The sequence below is a fragment of the Mucilaginibacter oryzae genome, from assembly GCF_003148845.1.
In the GTDB taxonomy this organism is placed as follows: Bacteria; Bacteroidota; Bacteroidia; order Sphingobacteriales; family Sphingobacteriaceae; genus Mucilaginibacter; species Mucilaginibacter oryzae.
This window is the reverse complement of the sequence record NZ_QGHA01000002.1, coordinates 481,858-500,861: the sequence shown is the minus strand read 5'-3', so window position 1 is coordinate 500,861 and position 19,004 is coordinate 481,858. Positions and strand designations below refer to the sequence as shown.

19 protein-coding genes and 1 pseudogene are annotated in these 19,004 nt (G+C 44.1%); 10 read left to right on the top strand and 10 right to left on the bottom strand.

The window, feature by feature from the left end; translation table 11 throughout:
* Window positions 1-26: 26 nt before the first annotated feature.
* Window positions 27-629, bottom strand: a complete 603-nt coding sequence (locus LX99_RS07515) for an RNA polymerase sigma factor (protein WP_109607297.1) — start codon at window positions 627-629, stop codon at window positions 27-29.
* A 375-nt stretch (window positions 630-1,004) separates the two neighbouring features.
* Here LX99_RS07515 and LX99_RS07510 point away from each other — a divergent pair, with 375 nt between their 5' ends.
* Together LX99_RS07510 and LX99_RS07505 are read left to right on the top strand one after the other, a co-directional pair.
* Window positions 1,005-1,949: a manganese catalase family protein gene (locus LX99_RS07510; protein ID WP_109607296.1), complete on the top strand. Its 945-nt coding sequence runs from the start codon at window positions 1,005-1,007 to the stop codon at window positions 1,947-1,949.
* A 169-nt stretch (window positions 1,950-2,118) separates the two neighbouring features.
* Entirely contained in the window at window positions 2,119-2,715 is a 597-nt protein-coding gene (locus tag LX99_RS07505) for a DUF4142 domain-containing protein (RefSeq protein ID WP_170122653.1), read from the top strand.
* 54 nt (window positions 2,716-2,769) lie between these two features.
* On the opposite strand, the gene LX99_RS25600 is transcribed toward LX99_RS07505, so the two are convergent.
* Window positions 2,770-2,940, bottom strand: a complete 171-nt coding sequence (locus LX99_RS25600) for a hypothetical protein (protein ID WP_022829844.1) — start codon at window positions 2,938-2,940, stop codon at window positions 2,770-2,772.
* Window positions 2,941-3,140: 200 nt separating this feature from the next.
* Between LX99_RS25600 and LX99_RS07500 the strand changes: the two genes are divergently transcribed.
* The 5 genes and pseudogenes from LX99_RS07500 (at window position 3,141) to LX99_RS26350 (ending at window position 6,575) form a co-directional block, all read left to right on the top strand.
* Window positions 3,141-4,676, top strand: coding sequence for an FAD-dependent oxidoreductase (locus LX99_RS07500; RefSeq protein WP_109607294.1), 1,536 nt, complete (start codon window positions 3,141-3,143; stop codon window positions 4,674-4,676).
* The gene (locus tag LX99_RS07495; RefSeq protein WP_146203077.1) at window positions 4,660-5,154 is read left to right on the top strand and encodes a hypothetical protein; all 495 of its coding nucleotides are present in this window, start codon (window positions 4,660-4,662) and stop codon (window positions 5,152-5,154) included. Before LX99_RS07500 ends, LX99_RS07495 begins: the two co-directional genes overlap by 17 nt.
* On the top strand, window positions 5,135-5,320 hold the full coding sequence (locus tag LX99_RS07490) for a SpoIIAA family protein (RefSeq protein ID WP_109607292.1): 186 nt from the start codon (window positions 5,135-5,137) through the stop codon (window positions 5,318-5,320). The genes LX99_RS07495 and LX99_RS07490 overlap by 20 nt, the downstream gene beginning before the upstream one ends.
* A 12-nt stretch (window positions 5,321-5,332) precedes the next feature.
* Window positions 5,333-5,506, top strand: a pseudogene (locus LX99_RS07485) (STAS/SEC14 domain-containing protein); the annotation flags it as partial.
* Between the two features lie 7 nt (window positions 5,507-5,513).
* Window positions 5,514-6,575 (top strand): DUF892 family protein, encoded by a 1,062-nt coding sequence (locus LX99_RS26350; protein ID WP_342769416.1) that lies wholly within the window; start codon window positions 5,514-5,516, stop codon window positions 6,573-6,575.
* 68 nt (window positions 6,576-6,643) lie between these two features.
* On the opposite strand, the gene bioB is transcribed toward LX99_RS26350, so the two are convergent.
* From bioB to ribD, 5 genes are all read right to left on the bottom strand, one after another.
* A complete protein-coding gene (gene bioB / locus LX99_RS07470) occupies window positions 6,644-7,648 on the bottom strand; it encodes a biotin synthase BioB (RefSeq protein ID WP_109607290.1) in 1,005 nt (334 codons plus the stop codon).
* Between the two features lie 409 nt (window positions 7,649-8,057).
* The gene (gene mgtE / locus LX99_RS07465; RefSeq protein ID WP_109607289.1) at window positions 8,058-9,410 is read right to left on the bottom strand and encodes a magnesium transporter; all 1,353 of its coding nucleotides are present in this window, start codon (window positions 9,408-9,410) and stop codon (window positions 8,058-8,060) included.
* Window positions 9,411-9,490: 80 nt separating this feature from the next.
* On the bottom strand, window positions 9,491-10,105 hold the full coding sequence (locus LX99_RS07460; protein WP_211318970.1) for an IMPACT family protein: 615 nt from the start codon (window positions 10,103-10,105) through the stop codon (window positions 9,491-9,493).
* Window positions 10,106-10,114: 9 nt separating this feature from the next.
* Window positions 10,115-10,990 carry a DMT family transporter gene (locus LX99_RS07455; protein WP_109607287.1) on the bottom strand — a complete coding sequence of 292 codons (876 nt, stop codon included), beginning with the start codon at window positions 10,988-10,990 and terminating at the stop codon, window positions 10,115-10,117.
* A gap of 1 nt (window position 10,991) precedes the next feature.
* A complete protein-coding gene (ribD, locus tag LX99_RS07450; protein WP_109607286.1) occupies window positions 10,992-12,047 on the bottom strand; it encodes a bifunctional diaminohydroxyphosphoribosylaminopyrimidine deaminase/5-amino-6-(5-phosphoribosylamino)uracil reductase RibD in 1,056 nt (351 codons plus the stop codon).
* A gap of 33 nt (window positions 12,048-12,080) precedes the next feature.
* On the opposite strand from ribD, the gene prmC reads away from it, so the two are divergent.
* The gene (gene prmC, locus LX99_RS07445; protein ID WP_211318969.1) at window positions 12,081-12,947 is read left to right on the top strand and encodes a peptide chain release factor N(5)-glutamine methyltransferase; all 867 of its coding nucleotides are present in this window, start codon (window positions 12,081-12,083) and stop codon (window positions 12,945-12,947) included.
* A gap of 74 nt (window positions 12,948-13,021) precedes the next feature.
* On the opposite strand, the gene xerD is transcribed toward prmC, so the two are convergent.
* Complete coding sequence (gene xerD, locus LX99_RS07440) at window positions 13,022-13,921, bottom strand: site-specific tyrosine recombinase XerD (protein WP_109607284.1); 900 nt, start codon at window positions 13,919-13,921, stop codon at window positions 13,022-13,024.
* Window positions 13,922-13,961: 40 nt separating this feature from the next.
* Between xerD and aroQ the strand changes: the two genes are divergently transcribed.
* Window positions 13,962-14,378, top strand: a complete 417-nt coding sequence (aroQ, locus tag LX99_RS07435) for a type II 3-dehydroquinate dehydratase (RefSeq protein ID WP_211318968.1) — start codon at window positions 13,962-13,964, stop codon at window positions 14,376-14,378.
* A gap of 189 nt (window positions 14,379-14,567) precedes the next feature.
* Window positions 14,568-17,114 (top strand): mechanosensitive ion channel family protein, encoded by a 2,547-nt coding sequence (locus LX99_RS07430; protein ID WP_109607282.1) that lies wholly within the window; start codon window positions 14,568-14,570, stop codon window positions 17,112-17,114.
* Here LX99_RS07430 and LX99_RS07425 read toward each other — a convergent pair.
* Together LX99_RS07425 and LX99_RS07420 are read right to left on the bottom strand one after the other, a co-directional pair.
* Window positions 17,086-18,123 carry a glycosyltransferase family 2 protein gene (locus LX99_RS07425; RefSeq protein WP_109607281.1) on the bottom strand — a complete coding sequence of 346 codons (1,038 nt, stop codon included), beginning with the start codon at window positions 18,121-18,123 and terminating at the stop codon, window positions 17,086-17,088. The two genes, LX99_RS07430 and LX99_RS07425, sit on opposite strands and share 29 nt — an antisense overlap.
* On the bottom strand, window positions 18,120-19,004 hold the full coding sequence (locus tag LX99_RS07420; RefSeq protein ID WP_109607280.1) for a lysophospholipid acyltransferase family protein: 885 nt from the start codon (window positions 19,002-19,004) through the stop codon (window positions 18,120-18,122). Before LX99_RS07420 ends, LX99_RS07425 begins: the two co-directional genes overlap by 4 nt.

Genomic DNA, 19,004 nt, shown 5'->3' with positions numbered 1-19,004 from the left:
TAGTCAGAAAAAAGAAAAAAAATATTTTATTTTAAAAAATGAGCGTAAACCATAAAAAAGAGCAGAAAGAGGTGATCGTTCTTCTCAGAAATACTGTTTTTGATGAATTTATTAGCTGCTACAATATGTTTCTTCACCGTCTCGGGAGAGATGGATAGTAAAGCCGCAATTTCGCCGTATTTTAAATGGTTTATCTTACTTAGTTCATAAACCTTTCGTTGCTGGGGAGGCAACTTCTCTATCAACTCATCTATCATACGGGAAAAATCCTCTTCTGTGCTGGTTTCGTCCTGGAAACAGCATTCTTCCTGGTACTGCTGTTCATATTGCTGCTGCCTGGTATGCGCCAGGGCCTTCTCCTTTAAAAAACGGTAAGTTTTGTTGCGGGTAATAATGAAAAGATAATTTGTAAAACTATCTATCTGCTGAAGATTTTCCCTGCCCGACCAGATCTTAACGAAAACATCCTGCACAATCTCTTCGGTAGCATCAAGCGATTCGGTTAATCTGTACACATACTGCCCCAGGTGCCGGTAATAAAAATCGAACAGGCAGGTAAATGCCCTTGCATCTCCAGCAGAAATTTTGCTGAGGATCTCGCTTTCATTATGGATTGGTCGAATTGGCAATGTTTAATTAATCGAATTTAAAATTATATAAATTTTATTATACCGTTAAATTTATATAAAACTATCACGGTTAACCTTTATTAAACGGGGATTAAATAGGCAGAACGCATAGCAAGTTACTAATTACACCGTACACCATAGCGGCAATTCGCTTTTAGCAATGAAAAAGCCCCCCGTTTAACTTTGGCTAAATTCATGAATGCGGTATAATAACTGTTGAACGCGTATTGCACGATGAGTTCGCCTGGGTATCTTCTATGATCGATGTAAAAACCGGGTATCTCTAAATTTCATTGTAAATAAATTTTTTAATTAAAAAACAAACAAAACACCGAATGGTTGTAAACGTATAGTTTCACTTAAACATCTACCATTATGTTTTATCACGTAAAAGAATTACAATTTAACGCACGCGTTTCACGTCCTGATCCGAGGTTTGCGAACCTGTTACTGGAACAATTCGGCGGTGAAAACGGAGAGCTTGCTGCTGCCATGCAGTACTTTACCCAGGCCTTTGGCGCCAAAATGCCTCATCCCGATAAATACGATATGCTGATGGATATCGCTACGGAAGAGTTCAGCCATCTTGAAATTGTAGGCGCTACCATCCAAATGCTGTTAAAAGGGGTAAACGGGGAGCTAAAAAATGCCGCCGATACTTCGGAGATCATGCAGGTAATGAACGGGAAGGCTGCTAAAGAGGATATCATTCACCAGGCCGTTTTTGCCAATCCGCAATTTGGCGTTATTACCGGCGGTGGTGTTACCCCGCGCAACAGCCAGGGTATTCCGTGGTGCGCGTCTTACATTCACTCTAACGGAGACCTTACTGTAGACCTGCGCAGCAACCTGGCATCCGAATCGAGAGCTAAGCTGGTATACGAACACTTGATGAAGTTTACCGATGACCCTTACATACACGAAACGCTATCTTTTTTAATGACCCGCGAAGTTGCTCATTACAAAATGTTTGAGGCTGCCCTGCTTGACATACAACCTAATTTCCCGCCGGGCGTACTGGCTGCAGATCCGCGTTATACGCAGCAGGCCTACAATTTATCTGAAGGTAGTGTAAGGGGGCCGTGGAATGAAGGCGAAATGCCTGGCTTAGGAAAGGAATGGATTTATGTAGAAAATCCCCTGCAACAGGTAAAAGAAACCGAAGGCCAAGCCAACACTTCCGAAAATTTTACAAAAGAGCTAAAGGCAACCGAAAAGCTCAACAAAGACATGAGTGACCTGAAAAGCAATGAGGTAAAAAGTGCTGAACCTGATGGCCTTTCGCAATGGAGCACATACCCGGCAGCAACTGAAGCATAACCGGCTATCAGACTATTAAATCCAATCTAAAACTTTAACTACGCCATTTTATCATCAGTATTACCGGTGGTAAAATGGCTTTATTGGATTTGTTGAGACTGAAATGCAGCTATTACTACAACGCGTTTCTGTCCGATTACTTAATATAACATCAATAACTTTATTGAACATGAAAAATTTCAAGCGATTGATACCCATGTTTTGTGTTGCCGCCCTGACTGCAGCATGCAATGGCGCTCCAAAAGATAGCAAAGAACAGGCTGACAGCGTTAACAGTAAATACGATTCCGTCAACAACAAAAATACCGAAACAGGCGGCAGGGCGTTAAGCGGTGCGGATGCAGAGTTTTCCGTAAACGCGGCCAACGGCGGATTAACCGAGGTTGAGCTTGGAAAGCTGGCACAGCAAAAAGCAGCGAATGCCCAGGTAAAGGCATTCGGGGCAATGATGGTGAACGACCATACCATGGCTAATATGGAACTGAAGGAACTGGCCAAAAGTAAAGAGATCACCCTCCCCGACTCCATCGGCGGTGAAGAAAAGAAATTGAAAGAACAACTGGAAAAATTGTCCGGTTCAGCATTCGATGCTGCTTATGTTTCGGCGATGGTAAAAGATCATCAGGAAGATATCCGGGAATTTGAGGATGCAAGAAAAAAAGTTAAATATCCGGAAATGGGCGAGTTGATAGATAAAACATTACCAGTGCTTAGAAAGCATCTCACAGCCATCCAAAAAATCCAACAACAGCTGCCTTCAAAATAGCTTAGTTCTATTTAACTCCTGTCGGGCGACAGGAGTTTTTTTTAATGTGCGTTATTAGTCGGCTGCAATTTGCTGCAATTCCCGGATGAGGCTCTCGCTTCCCCAAAGAAATACACTTTGATCATTATAGGAATAGCCAACCTTTACGGCGTTGTTTTTAATAAATGCCTTTAACTTATTTTCAAATTGCTCTCGTTTTATCTGCAGATGTTTTTGTAGCTCCATAGTTATTCACAAATAACAAATATTGTGCCCATGTACCAATTTATAGTGATAGCGAATCGGTAAGAAACACAGCCCAGATATAATAGCCCATTGATACTTAACTCTTAACGCCAGTAAATGTATTTTATTAAGAAATATTTTTAATTTCTAAAAACATCACTACACTTTTGATTGTAATGTATTGTATACAACAGCGCACAATGAAAAGCAGGCTTTCTTTAAGAGACGGGGAGAATAACAGTCCCTGGCAACAAATAACTACCGACACTATACAAGTAACGCCGGATGCGGCAACCGTGATAGATTGCCTTATTGTAGGCGGTGGAATTACCGGCCTTACCGCTGCCTTGCTTTTGCAGAGGGCAGGCAGGCAAACTGCTATTGCAGAAGCACATACCATAGGTTTTGGAACAACCGGCGGTACAAGCGCCCATATTAACACTTTTGCAGATACTACTTACGCTGAAGCAGAAAGCGTCTTTGGAGAAGAAGGAGCGCGTTTATTTGCCCGGGCTATTACAGATGGCGCAGGTTTAATCAGGAGCAACATCAATGAGTTAGCTATTGATTGCGATTACGAAACCAAAACAGGTTATATCTACGCCGAAAACGCTGATCAATGCAAGCAATTGGATGATATTTATAACGGCGCTTTAAAAGTAGGCGTTGCTGTAGCCTATGTGGAAAAAGTTCCTACACCTGTACCCTTCCAAAAGGCGCTGGCTTTTGACGGGCAAGCACAATTTCATCCGACAAAATATCTTAACGGTTTAAAAAAAGCCTACCTCGATGCCGGCGGAGTTATATATCAACATACACTTATTGAAACTATTAACAGTAAAGACGGGGTACACTATGCGCAGTCGGGAGAAAAAAGCCTGGCTGCAAGGGCGGTGATCTACGCTACGCATTTACCGCCCAACATCAATGTATTCAATTTTGAATGCGCACCGTACCGAAGCTACGTTATTGGTGTGAGCCTGAAAAGTGGCAGATATCCTGACGCTTTGATCTATGACTGTCAGGAACCTTACCATTACGTACGCAGCCACCGGCTTAACGGTGAAGAAATTTTACTGGTTGGCGGCAATGACCATAAAACAGGGCATGATGATCCGGAAAAAGCTTTTGCCGATCTTGAAAAATATACAAGAGAATATTATCCCGTGTCTTCGGTTAAATACCGTTGGTCCAGCCAGTATTACGTGCCGGTAGATGGTTTGCCTTACATCGGCCAGATGCCGATGGCAGCCAAAGGTATTTTTTGCGCCACGGGCTATAATGGTAATGGGATGATGCTGGGGAGCATTGGCGGCCGGGTACTTGCCGACCTAGTTGAAGGTAAGGAAAGCCCCTATCAAAAAATTTTCGACCCCGGACGCATAAAACCGGTTGATAGCTTCAGCGAATTTGTAAAAGAGAACGCGGACGCGGCTTACCACTTCGTGGCCGATCGGTTCGGCATTAAAGAAACAGATTCATTGAAGCAACTCCTGCCCGGAACCGGACAATTATTGGAAGTAGATGGTAAAAAAGTAGCCGCTTACCGGGATGAAAAGGGCGGAATCCATGCCTTGAACCCCGTTTGTACCCATGCCGCCTGTATAGTAGCATGGAACGGTACAGAAAAAAGCTGGGACTGCCCCTGCCATGGTGCCCGTTATGACATCGATGGCAACGTGCTAACCGGGCCTGCAACCAAAAACCTGCAACCTATTAATGAAGATGAGATTTAAAGATGTTTTGATATCGGCGATAACAGGCACCACTTTCATGACCCTGTTCAGTTACCTCGTGTCGGTTGCAGAGAATGAAAACTTCAGTGAACCGGAAAGGCTCGGGCAGTTAGCTGGTCGCCTGTTGCCAAAACTTAGCCAGCAACAACGCTGGTCGCTGGGCTGGCTTGGGCATTATGGCGTAGGGATGCTTTTCGCGTTGGTGTATGTTCATCTCTGGCGTAGCGGCAAACTGAAGCACGATTTATTAACCCGAATATGGTTGGGCGGCGTTAGCGGTATTATAGCTGTAGCTGTTTGGAAGGCAACCTTCAAGGCGCATCCGCGGCCGCCGGCTTTAAGCTATGATAAATACTATATACAGCTTGTACCCGCCCACATGGTATTTGCGCTTTTCGCCGGGTTAGGTTATCAAATGCTGAACCGTAACCATCATTGTATTTTAAACAAAAGTGAATATGCTAAAATTAATAGATAACCTGCCCAACCATGTAGTTGGTATCAGGGCCACGGGCGAAATAACCCGCGGAGACATGGAAACAGTTTTACTACCTGCTATAAACGAGCTTGCCGCGCGCGAAGGCGCTATCAATTACCTGTTGGTTCTTGATACAGGTGTACAAAATTTCACCCTGGCCGCCTAGTGGTCCGACCTAAAAGTAGGCCTGAAGAATTTTATCAAGTGGAACCGTATAGCGGTTGTCTCGGAACAAAAAGGAGTGGAATGGTTTACCGACCTGTTTCGGTTCGTGATCCCCGGCAAATCAAAAGGGTTTACGCATGAGCAACTGGACGAAGCCAAGGCCTGGATAAGCGAAACTGGTGAATAAGCAAAAAATGTCGGAACAAAAAATACAACAATGCAGCAGGATCATGGCCGAACTTGGGCTGACAGTAGCGTTTGCCGAAAGCGCTACCGCCGGTTGGTTATGCTCGGAGTTTGCGCTGGCGGAAGAATCAGGAAAGGTGCTTCAAGGAGGTATTACCTGTTATGACGCTGATTTAAAAGTTTCCTTGCTTGGTGTACCGCGTAAACTCATCAACCAATTTACGCCAGAATCGATGGAGGTAACAAGGGAAATGGCTTATCGCCTGGAAAAACTTATCCCGTCAAATATACAGGTTACAATAACCGGTTTAACAACGCCGGGAGGCAGCGAAACCAAAGAAAAACCTGTCGGGACGATGTTCATATTCGTACGCATCAACGGGCATGAAGTCGGCGCAAGAAAGGTTTTTGAAGGCTCATGCGAGGAAATCATCCATCAAACCATCAGCGCCGTAGCGGATTTGCTGATTAACGAATTGCAACAAATTAAAAACAACAAACATAAATCTACCATTATGGCAACAAAAACAAGCAAAAAAGCCGTAACCGCGGCTACCCGTACCCCGGAAGCGGAGAGTGCGCTTAAAGAATTATTTATTGACGAGTTAAAGGATATTTACTGGGCAGAGCAACACCTTGCCAAAGCCTTGCCTAAGATGGCTAAAAACGCCACATCAGAAGACCTGAAGCAGGCGATCAACAACCACCTGGAAGAAACCAAAAATCATGTTGCCCGTATAGAACAGGCATTTGAGTCGATTGGTGAAAAGGCTAAAGCTGTAAAATGCTTAGCGATGGAAGGTTTGCTTAAAGAAGCGGACGAGCTGCTTTCTGAAACCGAAAAAGGCACTGAAGTGCGTGACGTCGCGATCATCTCGGCAGCTCAAAAAGTAGAGCACTATGAAATCGCATCTTATGGTACGCTGAAAACACTTGCCGGAACCTTAGGCTACAATGACGCGCAGGCCTTATTTGAAGCTACACTGGCTGAAGAAAAGAATGCAGACGCGCTACTGACAGAAGTAGCTGAAAATTACGTTAACGAAGCGGCAGCTTCAGAAACTGAATAACGATGATGATTAACATAAATAGCGGCGCCGGAAAAACCGGGCCGCTATTTACGTTAAGGTAAATCCAGTTAACCTGCTACTTCAAATTCTTCTTTTACGGTATTCGGTCTGCCGTTTTTAAATGCCTTACGAGGAGTTAAACCTAAAAGCTCAAACATAGCCATATCGGTATCAAAAGATGGGTTTGGTGTGGTTAGCAGTTTTTCACCGGCAAAAATTGAATTGGCCCCCGCCATAAAGCAAAAAGCCTGCTCAACAGTAGACATTTCGGTACGACCTGCCGACAAGCGAACTACCGTTTTTGGCATGATAATACGGGTTGTAGCCACCATGCGTACCATATCCCAAACAGATACACGGGCCTGATCGGCCAGCGGCGTTCCTTTTACCGGTACCAGCGCATTAATCGGCACCGATTCGGGATGCTTAGACAGGCTCGAAAGTGTTTTCAGCATCGAGATCCTGTCGGCAACGGTTTCGCCTAAACCAATGATCCCGCCGCTGCATACCGTAATCTTTGCTTTACGCACGTTTTCGATGGTTTTCAAGCGCTCATCGTAAGTACGGGTAGTGATGATCCGCTTATAATCCTCTTCGGATGTATCAAGGTTGTGGTTATAAGCATATAAACCGGCATCGGCCAAACGTTGTGCCTGGCTTTCGGTAAGCATGCCCAATGTACAGCAAACTTCCATATCCAGTTCGTTAACGGCTTTTACCATATCTATTACCTTGTCAAAATCACGGTTATCGCGCACTTCCCGCCAGGCCGCACCCATGCATAAACGTGAAGCGCCTCCGGCTTTCGCTTTTTCGGCGGCAGCTATCACTTCATCTTTGGGCATTATAGCATGTACATCAACACCGGTGTTGTAACGGGCAGCTTGCGGGCAATAAGCGCAATCTTCAGAGCATCCACCGGTTTTGATCGAGATCAGCGAACTGATCTGCACTTCCGAATAATCCTTGTTTTCGCGGTGAATAGTTGCCGCCTTATAAACCAGGTCCAGCAACGGTGCATTGTATATTTCTGCTATTTCTTCCTTGGTCCAGTCGTGTCTAACTTCAGTCATCAGTTTCAGATTAAATTCTTCCCAACAGTGTTATTTAGTAAATGCGAACACGCAAATATCAAAGATTATTTATAAATATAACATTTTTGGCTGGTTAATGTGCGGAAGAAGCTAATAAGCAAAGGGTTTTGTTTTTTTTGGAGAATGTTTTTCGTTTTGCAGGGAGGTGAGTTTAGGCACGCGAAGGCGCTAAGACGCGAAGTTTTTCGTGGTTGGTTGGCGAATTCTATGCACGCATTTTTCCGGGGGAGCTCATAAACTATTGGCTATTCAGGTAACTCCTGAATTTTATCAATTAGAAATTGCAATTTCATGGGTAAAGTTCTTTGTGTCTTAACGCCTTTGCTTGCTCAAAATGTTAAACTTTTAAAGACGCTTGCGCCTCTGCGGCCAAAAACTTAACATTACTTTACTTCAACAGCAACTTGGTAGCTAAATACAAAGGCAGTAAAAACCCGATACAATCAGTAAAAGTGGTGATAATGATGGACGAGGCTACAGCGGGGTCAATCCCTACCCTTTTTAAAATCAAGGGAATAGAGGCACCGGTTAAACCGGCGATTATCAGGTTGCCCGTCATAGCCAGGAAGAGCACCAGGCCCAACATCGGGTTGGCATCGTAAAAAAAGGCTACTACAAATACAATCAGCCCGTTGGCAGCACCATTTATCATACCAACCAAAAACTCCTTTAAAACCGTGTTATAGGCCTGTTTATCGGTTAGGTCGCTTAGCGAAATACGGCGGACCGTAACCGCCAGGGCCTGCGTGGCCGCGTTTCCACCCATACCTGCAATAATGGTCATGTAGGCGGATATGATAGATAGTTTGGCTACTGTATCATCAAAAGTACGGATAATGGATGCTGCTAAAAAAGCCGTACCAAGGTTAATCACCAGCCATGGCAAACGGCTTTTAACCGCTTCCAGCCAGTTACCGCTCAGTTCCTCGTCTTCAGATACACCCGAAATTTTCAATAAATCCTCGGTACTTTCTTCTTCCAGTACGTCAATGATATCATCTACGGTAACACGCCCGAGGAGTTTCATATCGTCGTCTACAACAGGAATACTGGTGAGGTTATATTGCTTGATCAAACGCGCAACTTCCTCCTGGTCCAGATCAGCTTTAACAAAAACAAAATCGGTATTTACAAGGTCGCTTATCCGTGCATCGGCGCGGGCTTTGATCACCGTTTTGATAGAGAGGATGCCTTTGAGGATATCGTTATTATCAACCACACAAATGGTATAAAACTCTTCCATCTCTTCCGATTGGCGGATGATCTCATCAAGGGCGTCTTTTTTATCCGAGTTGATATTTACCTTGATGATCTCGGAGTTCATCAACCCGCCGGCAGTATCTTCGGCGTAGGTCATCAGGGCGCGGATGTTGCTCGCGTCTTCCTGGTCAAGGTCTTCTAATATCTCCTGCTGGTCTTCTTCATCAAGCTGGGAGATAATATCGGTCGCGTCGTCGTAGTCAAGTTCTTCAATTATCTCGGTACGTTTTTCGGGCTCAAGATTTACCAGCAATTCGGCGGGACCGTGCTCTTCGTCCATTTCCGACAAAACTTCCGAAGCAACATCGGTGGGGAGGATATTGATGATCCTCTCCTTTTCTTCCTGCTGCAGCTTTTCGAATAGTATAGCAATCTCCGAGGCATGGTATTCCTTCAGAACGAGTTCTAAATCAGCATCCTCCGCTTCGAGGGCCGCCTTAATACGAAGGAAGTCGGTTTTATCTAAGTCAAACGATTGCATACCCGACGAAATTAAGACAATTACCGCACAATTAAGGAATTAAATCGGCACAAAAACAACGCCAAAACAGTACAGCACGGTTAAATACTGTAATCGTATTTTACCTTTACACCGCTTATTTTACTGAGTTTAAAAAGGGCCTGTTCTACCTGGGTTTTACGGACGGACAGTTGAATGCTGCAATCATTATCAAATTGCTGGTTCAATATCAAAAGGCTATCTTCTTTAATTACCCGCATCACATCATTCATCTGCAGGTATTCGAACGAGGCTGTATAAACGTCATTAACGGTTTTACTAATCACAGTCACCGCATTCAATGCTTCTTCGGTCGCAACTTTATAAGCGTTAATTAACCCGGGAACACCTAACAGCGTTCCGCCGAAATAGCGAACCACCACCACCAGGATATTGGTAAGATCTTTTGATAGCAGCGTGTTCAGGATGGGCCTTCCTGCTGTTCCTGATGGTTCGCCATCATCATTAACCCTGAAAACAGATCTGTCGATAGTTAGGCGCATGGCCCAGCAATGGTGATTGGCTTTGGGATGTTCTGCCTTTAGCCGGGCCACAATGGCTTTAATATCGTTTTCTGATTGGATAGGATAAGCGTAAGCTAAAAATTTGCTGCCACGGTCACGAAAAACACCTTCGGCAGGTTTTTCTATCGTTTTATAAGTATCTTCAAAAAGCATCAATTACAATTACAGGTGCAAAAAGCCCAGCGTTTGCGGGAAATAAATAATGATAATAGCCAGTACGGCAACACCAATACCTATTTTATTGAGCAGGCTCAACTTCTCTTTAAAAACAAGTATGCCAATTAAAGCGCCAACTACAATAACGCCTATATTCATGGATGAGAATACTGCGGATGGGTTATTGGCCAGGGCTTTATGGGCTTTCAGGTAAAACAGGATATTTCCAAAATTCGCCGCGCCTAAAATCCATCCTATCAGGATATGCGGCCACGAGAACTTCATCTTTTTGGTGGCCACCTGGTAAATTAAGCCGATAAAGGTAAGCGCAAAAGCTATGATAAAAATAACCAATATAGCCGTGGTAAAGGGTACGTTATTAACCTTTGTTAACTGTTTTAACAATACATCAATAACACCAAAGCCTAAAAACACAATTAGCAGGTAGCCCCAGGCACCGCTTTCGGTTTTGCTGCCCGATTTTTGCCAGGGTATGGAACAAATGATGGCGATAAAAGCCAGCGCGATACCGATGACCTTTATCGCCCCCGCGGTTTCGCCAAACAATAAAAAGGCTGCCAGTATGGGTATAAACAAAGAAAGCCGCTGGGCGATGTCTGTCCGTACAATACCCGCCTTACGCACCGAGGCGGCCATAATAACAAATAAAGCAGGGAACAATACGCCCAACGCCGCATAGTTATACACCGGCGCGTTTTTTAAGGCTCCCAACTCAGGCTTATAAAAAATCCAGGTAAGCAGTATCGCCATCGAGTAGTTCCAGGTAATAGCCTGGTAAACATTAATGTGATAACGCCTGGCCAGTTTTAATAAAATGGATACAATTACGCTACAACAGATACTTAAAAAAACAAACAGCATTTTATATAGCAGGTTTATGATAAAACAATTGCAGGCGGTCGGCACCCACATTATCTTCGGTTGCAAGTATACCTGTTATTTGCGGTGCTTTTATGCCTTTGGCTAAAACTTTATTTCCTGTAAATACCCGGGCCTCATCCCAAAGCCCGGCCTCAATAAATGAGTTAAGGGTATGTGCGCCTCCTTCAATAATAACCGACTGGATATCCTGCAGGTACAACTGGTACAAAATATACTGGGGCACAAAGCGATCAAAATCTTCGAGGGCTATGAACTTATTATTGCCCTCCACATCAAACTTAACCTCGTTAAATACCAGCGTCTCGGCCGAGTTATCGAATACATTAAGTCCTTTATCTAATTCAAGCCGGCGATCAATAACAACGCGTTTGGGTGATGGGCCTTCCCAGTACCGGGTGTTTAGCTGCGGGTTATCAGCCATTACGGTATTTTTGCCAACCAGTATGGCATCTTCTTCGCTGCGCCATTTGTGTACCAGTTTGCGGGCTTCCTGACCGGTGATCCAAAACCGGCTGCCATCGGCAGGGGCGAAAAACCCTTCACTGGTTTGCGCCCATTTCAGTATAATGTAAGGACGGTGTTTTTGTACCTTTGTAAAAAAACGGCGGTTAAGCCAGCGGCATTCCTCTTCTAAAACGCCTGTAACCACGTCAATGCCCGCATTTTGCAGTTTTTCGATGCCTTTCCCGTCAACCTGCGCAAAGGGGTCGCGGCAACCCACTACTACTTTCGGGAACTGGTGTTTAATGATCAGATCGGCACAGGGGGGCGTTTTACCATAATGTGCGCAAGGCTCCAGCGAAACATATATGGTTGAGTTTTTAAGCAATTCAACGTGGTTATCAAAACGCCCGGTTACCTGCGCAATGGCGTTAACCTCAGCATGGGCCTGACCATATTTCTGGTGGTAGCCTTCGCCTATTATTTTACCTTCATGCACTACAACCGCGGCAACCATAGGGTTCGGGCTAACATAACCCGCCCCCAATTGGGCCAGTTCCAGGCAGCGACGCATATATTTTTCATGTTGAACCATGCTGCAAAAGTAGCTTTTATGTTACTTTGTTGCATGATGACGATTAAGGATGTTTTTGAAGATTACCGTGCACAGATAAACGGCGTATATGATGCCAATGAAATTGAAGCAATTACGCTGCTTGTTTTAGGAGAGATTACCGGTATGTCGAACGCATCGATCAAAGCCTTCCCTGATAGAGTATTAAGCACAGAACAGGCTGAACAGACGAAAAACGTACTTGCTGAACTAAAAACCGGCAAGCCCATCCAATATATTTTCGGCGTAACCGAATTTTACGGTCTGTCATTTAAAGTTAACCCTTACGTGCTCATACCACGCCCCGAAACGGAGGAACTGGTGGAATGGATTTTAGAAGGTGAAAGGCAAAAGGTTAAAGGCAAAAGGCTGTCTATACTGGATATTGGTACCGGTAGCGGTTGTATTGCTATCAGCCTGAAAAAAAACTTGCCCGGAGCCCATGTTTCTGCTATCGATATTTCGACAGGTGCTTTGGAAACAGCCAAAGGCAACGCTGAGTTGAATAACGTTGAAGTTAATTTCATTGAAACTGATATCCTCAACATCAAATCCGAAATAGAAATTCCAAAATCCGACATTATTGTTAGTAACCCCCCATACGTTACCCTCGAGGATAAAAAGAAGATGCATAGTAATGTAACAGATTTTGAGCCGCATACTGCATTATTTGTTCCTGAGGATGAGCCCTTACTGTTTTATAGAGCGGTAGCCGATTTTGCTTTGGAGAATTTAAATGCCGACGGGCAGTTGTATTTTGAGATAAATGAAGGCTTGGGCAAAGAAACTGTTCAATTGCTGGCTGATAAAGGGTTTAAGGATATTGAGTTAAGGAGAGATATGAGTGGCAGGGATAGGATGATAAAGGCCAGCCCCCTCTAAATCTCCCCCGGCAGGGGAGACTTTAAAACTTTTTTTAAGCCCTCCCTGCCGGGGAGGGTTGGGTGGGGCCGTGCTCACGATCTTGGATGAAAACGGCTTATCGTACTCTTTAAATACTCTCTATCCAAATGGGTATAAATCTCGGTAGTGGTAATACTTTCATGCCCTAACATTTCCTGCACCGCCCTCAGGTCTGCACCGCCTTCAACCAGGTGCGTTGCAAAGGAATGCCTGAACGTATGCGGACTTATCTTTTTTTGGATCCCAACGGCTTCGGCGAGGGCTTTAATATTCATGAAAATGAGCTGGCGGCTGAGGCGGCTCCCCCGGCGGTTTAAAAAAACAAAATCTTCCTCACCTTTTTTTATAGGGACATGTACCCTTACCTGCTCAATCCATATTTTCAGCGCCTTTATTGCTTCGGCGCCAATAGGCACCAGGCGTTCCTTGTTGCCCTTACCGGTTACTTTTATAAATTCAATATCAAGGTACAGGTTGGATAATTTGAGTTCTATAGCTTCCGACACGCGCAAGCCCGACCCGTACAGGGTTTCAAATATCGCTTTATCGCGTACGCCTTCCGGTTTAGAGAGATCGATAGCGGCAATGAGCTTGTTAATTTCGTGATAGCTTAACGTATCGGGCAGCTTGCGCCTGATTCTCGGCGCTTCGAGCAACTCGGACGGATCACTACTGATGATATTCTCTATCAGCAAATACTTAAAAAAAGCTTTAGTGCCCGAAAGGATACGCGCCTGCGACGAAGGGATCATGCCTATTTCAACTATCCAGGTAATAAAATCACGCAGGTTGGTCAGCGTAATCGCATCCGGTTTGAGTTTATTGTCACCCAATTCGCAAAACTGGTATAGCTTTTCTATATCACGGCTATAGGCCTCAACCGAATTGGCAGACATCGACTTCTCTAACCGCAGATAAGCCTGGAAACCTTTTATTGCCGAACGCCAATCCAAGTTTATTTATTTTTGATGATTTATAACTAAGTTTGAACTGATGAAGATACAAATTATCAACGGCCCCAATTTGAACCTTTTAGGCGTTCGCGAAAAATCAATTTACGGCGATGCCAGTTTTGAAACCTATCTCGCAACCCTTCGTGCCCGCTTTGCCAACATCAGTATCGATTATTACCAAAGTAATATTGAAGGCGAAATTATAAATAAATTACACGAAGTTGGCTTTAGTTATGATGGCATCGTGATGAACGCAGGCGCGTACACACATACGTCTATCGCTATTGCAGATGCTATTGCCGCTATCAATACGCCGGTTATTGAGGTACATATCTCCAACGTACACAAACGTGAAGCGTTCAGGCATAAATCAATGATTGCCGCTAATTGCAAAGGGGTTATTGCCGGTTTCGGGATGGATAGTTACCGTTTGGCTGTTGAACACTTTAGTTTATAGTTTTTTGATTTCAGTAATTTTTTTGATTATCACTGATAAGGACTTAGTTTTAATGCCAACCCTTGTTAGTTAGATATAGAAAAATCAATAATCGGTGAAAACAAAAAAATCAATTAAAATCATCAAAAAAACAAAACGCTTTGTCGCTTCTTTTGTTAACCCGTTGCTCAGTTTACTACCTGTTCGAAGATGCCTAAAATAAAAAAAGTTGCTACGTTGAGTGTATTGTTTGTTACACTGATGTTCAGTTTAAATGCATCGGCACAAACAAAAAAGAAAAAAACACATTCCGTGCGCGATTCCCTGCGGGCGGCAATACTGGCGCGCGATTCGGTGATGCGCTCGCTTAAACGTTCAGATACTTCGGTAAATAACCTGTTGCAAAAGGTTGAGTATTATACCTCCGAGTTTAACCAGATCAAGGCAAACCTTTCCAAAAAGCTGGATACTGCAGAGATCAGCGCCGCGCTGCCATCCTACGAAAAACGAATTACCCTGATCAAATCATTAATAGATAACGATAAATCGAGCACCCTCCGGTACCTGTACACCATCCGGGATGTGCTTACCCGTAGTGATGACCAGTTGGATATATGGCAGGAGCAACTGGCTGATATTAACACTAAACTCACTCAAAACCAAAACGATCTCGACGCTATTTCAAGAGATAGTGTCTTAAAGATCCTGCCCGCCGATAGCTCATTGGCAACAACCTATCTTATCCAAAAAATAGCTATCGACAGTAAATACCATCGCCTGGACACCATCAATAAAAAAGTAACGGTAAAAATAGGCCTGCTTCAAAACCGTGTTTCGGCAGTTTATATTTCGATACTTGATATGAAAGACCAGATCGATTCAAAGATCAGGGATTTTAGCGAACGTGCGGTATCGCAGGAGTACAACAACATCTGGGCTATGGAAGCCGACGAAGGAAGTGATTTCGGGGCTGCCACGAAGGCAACCAGCGATATGAATATTAAACTGTTTAGTTTTTTCATTGGCCGTGACGTTATCATCCACTTGTCCGGCTTGGTGTTGCTATTAGCCTTTTTTGCCTGGATCCGTGCCAGCCGCCGTAAAATATCCCGTGATAATGAATCTTCCGGTGATATCCTGAGCCAGGCAAACTACGTGGTAAAACACCCCTTTGTTTCCTCGATTATCATAACGTTTACTTTAGTACCCAATTTTTACAACCATCCGCCGGTTGTTGTGCTCGAAACTTTTTTGGGGATCCTGATGGTGGCCATTCTTTACCTTATCAAAAAGGTTTGCCCGGCCAACATGTTCAGGTATATGGCCGCTATTTTTGTAGTAACATTTTTGTATAGTTTAAGCAATCTGTATATCCAGGTTACCAATATTGACAGGGTAACCATCTTGCTGTTAGCTTTAGCGGCTTCGGTAATAAGTTTCAGCTTTTTACAAAAAGTTAATCTCGATAAAGACCTGTACCTGCCTTACAGTAGCTTGATTTTAAAAGCCTTTATTTTTTTTCAGGCCGTATCCTTTCTTTGCAACGTATTCGGCAGGGTGAGCCTGGCTAAAATTATCGGGGTAACCAGCGCGTATCACTTGTGGCTGGCGCTGGCCATGTATTATATCGTACATATATTGATGGAAGCCTTGTTTTTGCAACTTGAAGCAGGCAAAAACAGCAATAACCTTACCTCATTTATCGATTATAAGTTATTAAAAAATAAATTTAAAAGTGTACTAAGTGTTTTGGTAACGATACTATGGCTGGTAATGCTTACCCAAAACCTGAGCGTGGAAGATACCGTATTCGATTTCCTGGGTGATTTCCTTACCAAAAACCGCAGCATAGGCGGTACTAATACGCAGTTCACGTTTCAAAGCGTAATTATTTTCGTTACCGTGATCTGGCTCTCGTCCATCGCCTCCAAAATCATCAGCTACCTGTACGATGTATCGGCAAGGCATGCCAACGATCTGGATGTAGCAAAGAAAAAGAACCGCACCTCTACCCTGCTCATCCGTATCGGTGTTATTGCTTTGGGGTTCTTCCTGGCTGTAGCGGCTTCCGGCGTTCCTATCGATAAAATTACCATCATCATCTCGGCATTTGGTATCGGTATCGGCTTCGGTTTGCAAAACATTGTCAACAACCTTGTGTCCGGGCTAATCCTCGCTTTTGAAAAACCGATCCAGGTGGGCGATATTATTGAAGTTGACAGCCGCTCGGGCACCATCATGGATATCGGCATCCGTGCCAGCAAAATAGCCACATCAGACGGGGCCGAAGTAATTGTACCCAACGGCGACCTGATATCGCACCACGTAATAAACTGGACACTCAGTAACAATAACCGCCGTGTAGATCTAATTGTTGGCGTAGCTTATGGTTCCAATATTCAACAGGTAAAAGAGATTTTGTTTAGCCTTTTGCAGGGCCATGATGACATCATGACCGAACCGGCGCCATCTGTGCTTGTACATAACCTGAATGAAAGTTCGGTTGATTTCAGGATCCTTTTTTGGGCGGCGGATATTAACACCTGGGTTGGTTTGAAAAGCAGGGTACTGGCCGATATTTATGAGGTATTTGCACGCGAAGGCATTGAAATTCCGTTCCGCCAGCAGGACGTAAAAATTGTTTGGCCGGATAATTTGCCGCCAATTAAAATAGAGGCGCCAATAACGCGTGAAACAAAAACCGAAGACAGACAGGATACCACAAATCCTACAAATCCGCCGGATCAAGATCAGTAAAACGGGTTTTCTTTTTAACAAAAAAAGCCCAAACTATACTTGCCCTCAAAATACCTTTTGTATTCTGAACAGCCCCATCTTTTACCTTTAACCTTTTGCCTTTTGCCTTTTTAAAAAGGCTTAAAACAAAGGCCTGATGCGCGCGGCTCACGGCCCATGCATCCTTACGTTTGCCTTCCATTAAAAAGCGCAGTAAAGCCATCAGGTCCATCATAAAGCGGATACAAATCACCCGGAAAGCACTGAAAGCAGGCATGTTTTTCCTGATCAGGAAAAGGTTATTCCTGAAGTTGAGGTAAGTTTTAAAAGGGTTTTCGGCATTGAGCGTACCGCCGCCAACATGATAAATGATGGATTGCGCGCAATACATTACTTTATAACCCATGTTTTTTAGCCGCCAGCAAAGGTCGATCTCCTCCATGTGAGCAAAAAAGCTTTCGTCGAAACCGCCGGACTCATCCCAAATGTGCTTTTTAATGAATAATGAAGCTCCGGATGCCCAAAACACCTCGCCCGATTCATCGTACTGGCCATGATCTTTTTCCAGTTCATAAAAAATACGGCCGCGGCAAAACGGGTAACCATGTTTATCAATAAAACCACCGGCAGCGCCGGCATGTTCAAAATATTCTTTCTGGGCGTACGAACGTATCTTAGGCGCCGCTGCAGCGATCATGCTGTCGCTTTCCATCAGTTCTATAACGGGTTCTATCCAGCCAGGCATAACCTCCACATCCGAATTGAGCAGGATGTAATAATCGGCCTCCACCTGTGCCAGCACACGATTATAGCCGCCTGTAAAACCATAGTTTTTATCGTTTTGGATAATACGTACACCCGGGTAATATTGGCGTATAAAAGCAACCGAATCATCCGATGAGGCGTTATCCCCCATTACAATATCAAGATTAGGCCAGGTAGAGGCTAAAACCGAGGGAAGAAATTGTTTAAGGTATTTTAGGCCGTTCCAGTTTAAAATAACTACAGCAACTTTGGGTGTATGGGTCATCTGTGTAAATCCTCCGGCTTAAACTTCCATCTCCGGTGAGACCAAAGCCAGTATTGCGGCTCTCTCCTGATCACCTTTTCCAGATATTGCACGTGCATATCTGTTATCTCGTATTCGGCTGTTTGCTTGGGCGTTTCTGTTAGCGGGATCAGCGTATATTCATAATATCCGCGTTTTATCCGGCGCATATCGTAAAAAACAACGGCAGCATCAATTGTTTTGGCTATTTTTTCAATGCCCAAAAAAACCGCGGTGGGTTGGTTTAAAAAGTTGGTAAAGTAATTCACCTCATGCATTACAGGGGTTTGATCGCCCACCAGCACGCTTACGGTAAGCTCTTTACGATACTCGATCATTTTACGCAAGGTTTGCTTCATGGCCACCGGCTGCCCCCCGAAACGCGAGCGGATTTTGATAAAAAAATCATTAAACGTTGGGTTGCTGAGCGGCTTATAAACAATCATAAAACGCTTATCGGTAACAAAATTAAAGTTAAGCGCCGCCATCTCCCAGTTGCAATAATGACCTGCTACCGCTATGATACTTTTGCCTTTACCAAAATATTCAAAAACCAGGTCGGAGTTGGTGGCCACTACCCGCTTGCGGATCTGCTTTTCAGATACGGTGATCATTTTAATGGTTTCCACCATCAAATCCGAAAGATAACGGTAATATTTACGTTCGATATTATGGCGCTCCCGGTCTGATTTTTCCGGGAAAGCGTTCCGGAGGTTTTGCTGCACCACGTCGCGGCGGTAATGCACCACGTAGTAAATGATCAGGAACGAAACGTCGGATAAAATGTATAAAAACCAAAAGGGAAGCAGCGAGATCAGGTATAAAATTAATATACCTAACTTATTAAGACCCTTTTTTATCAT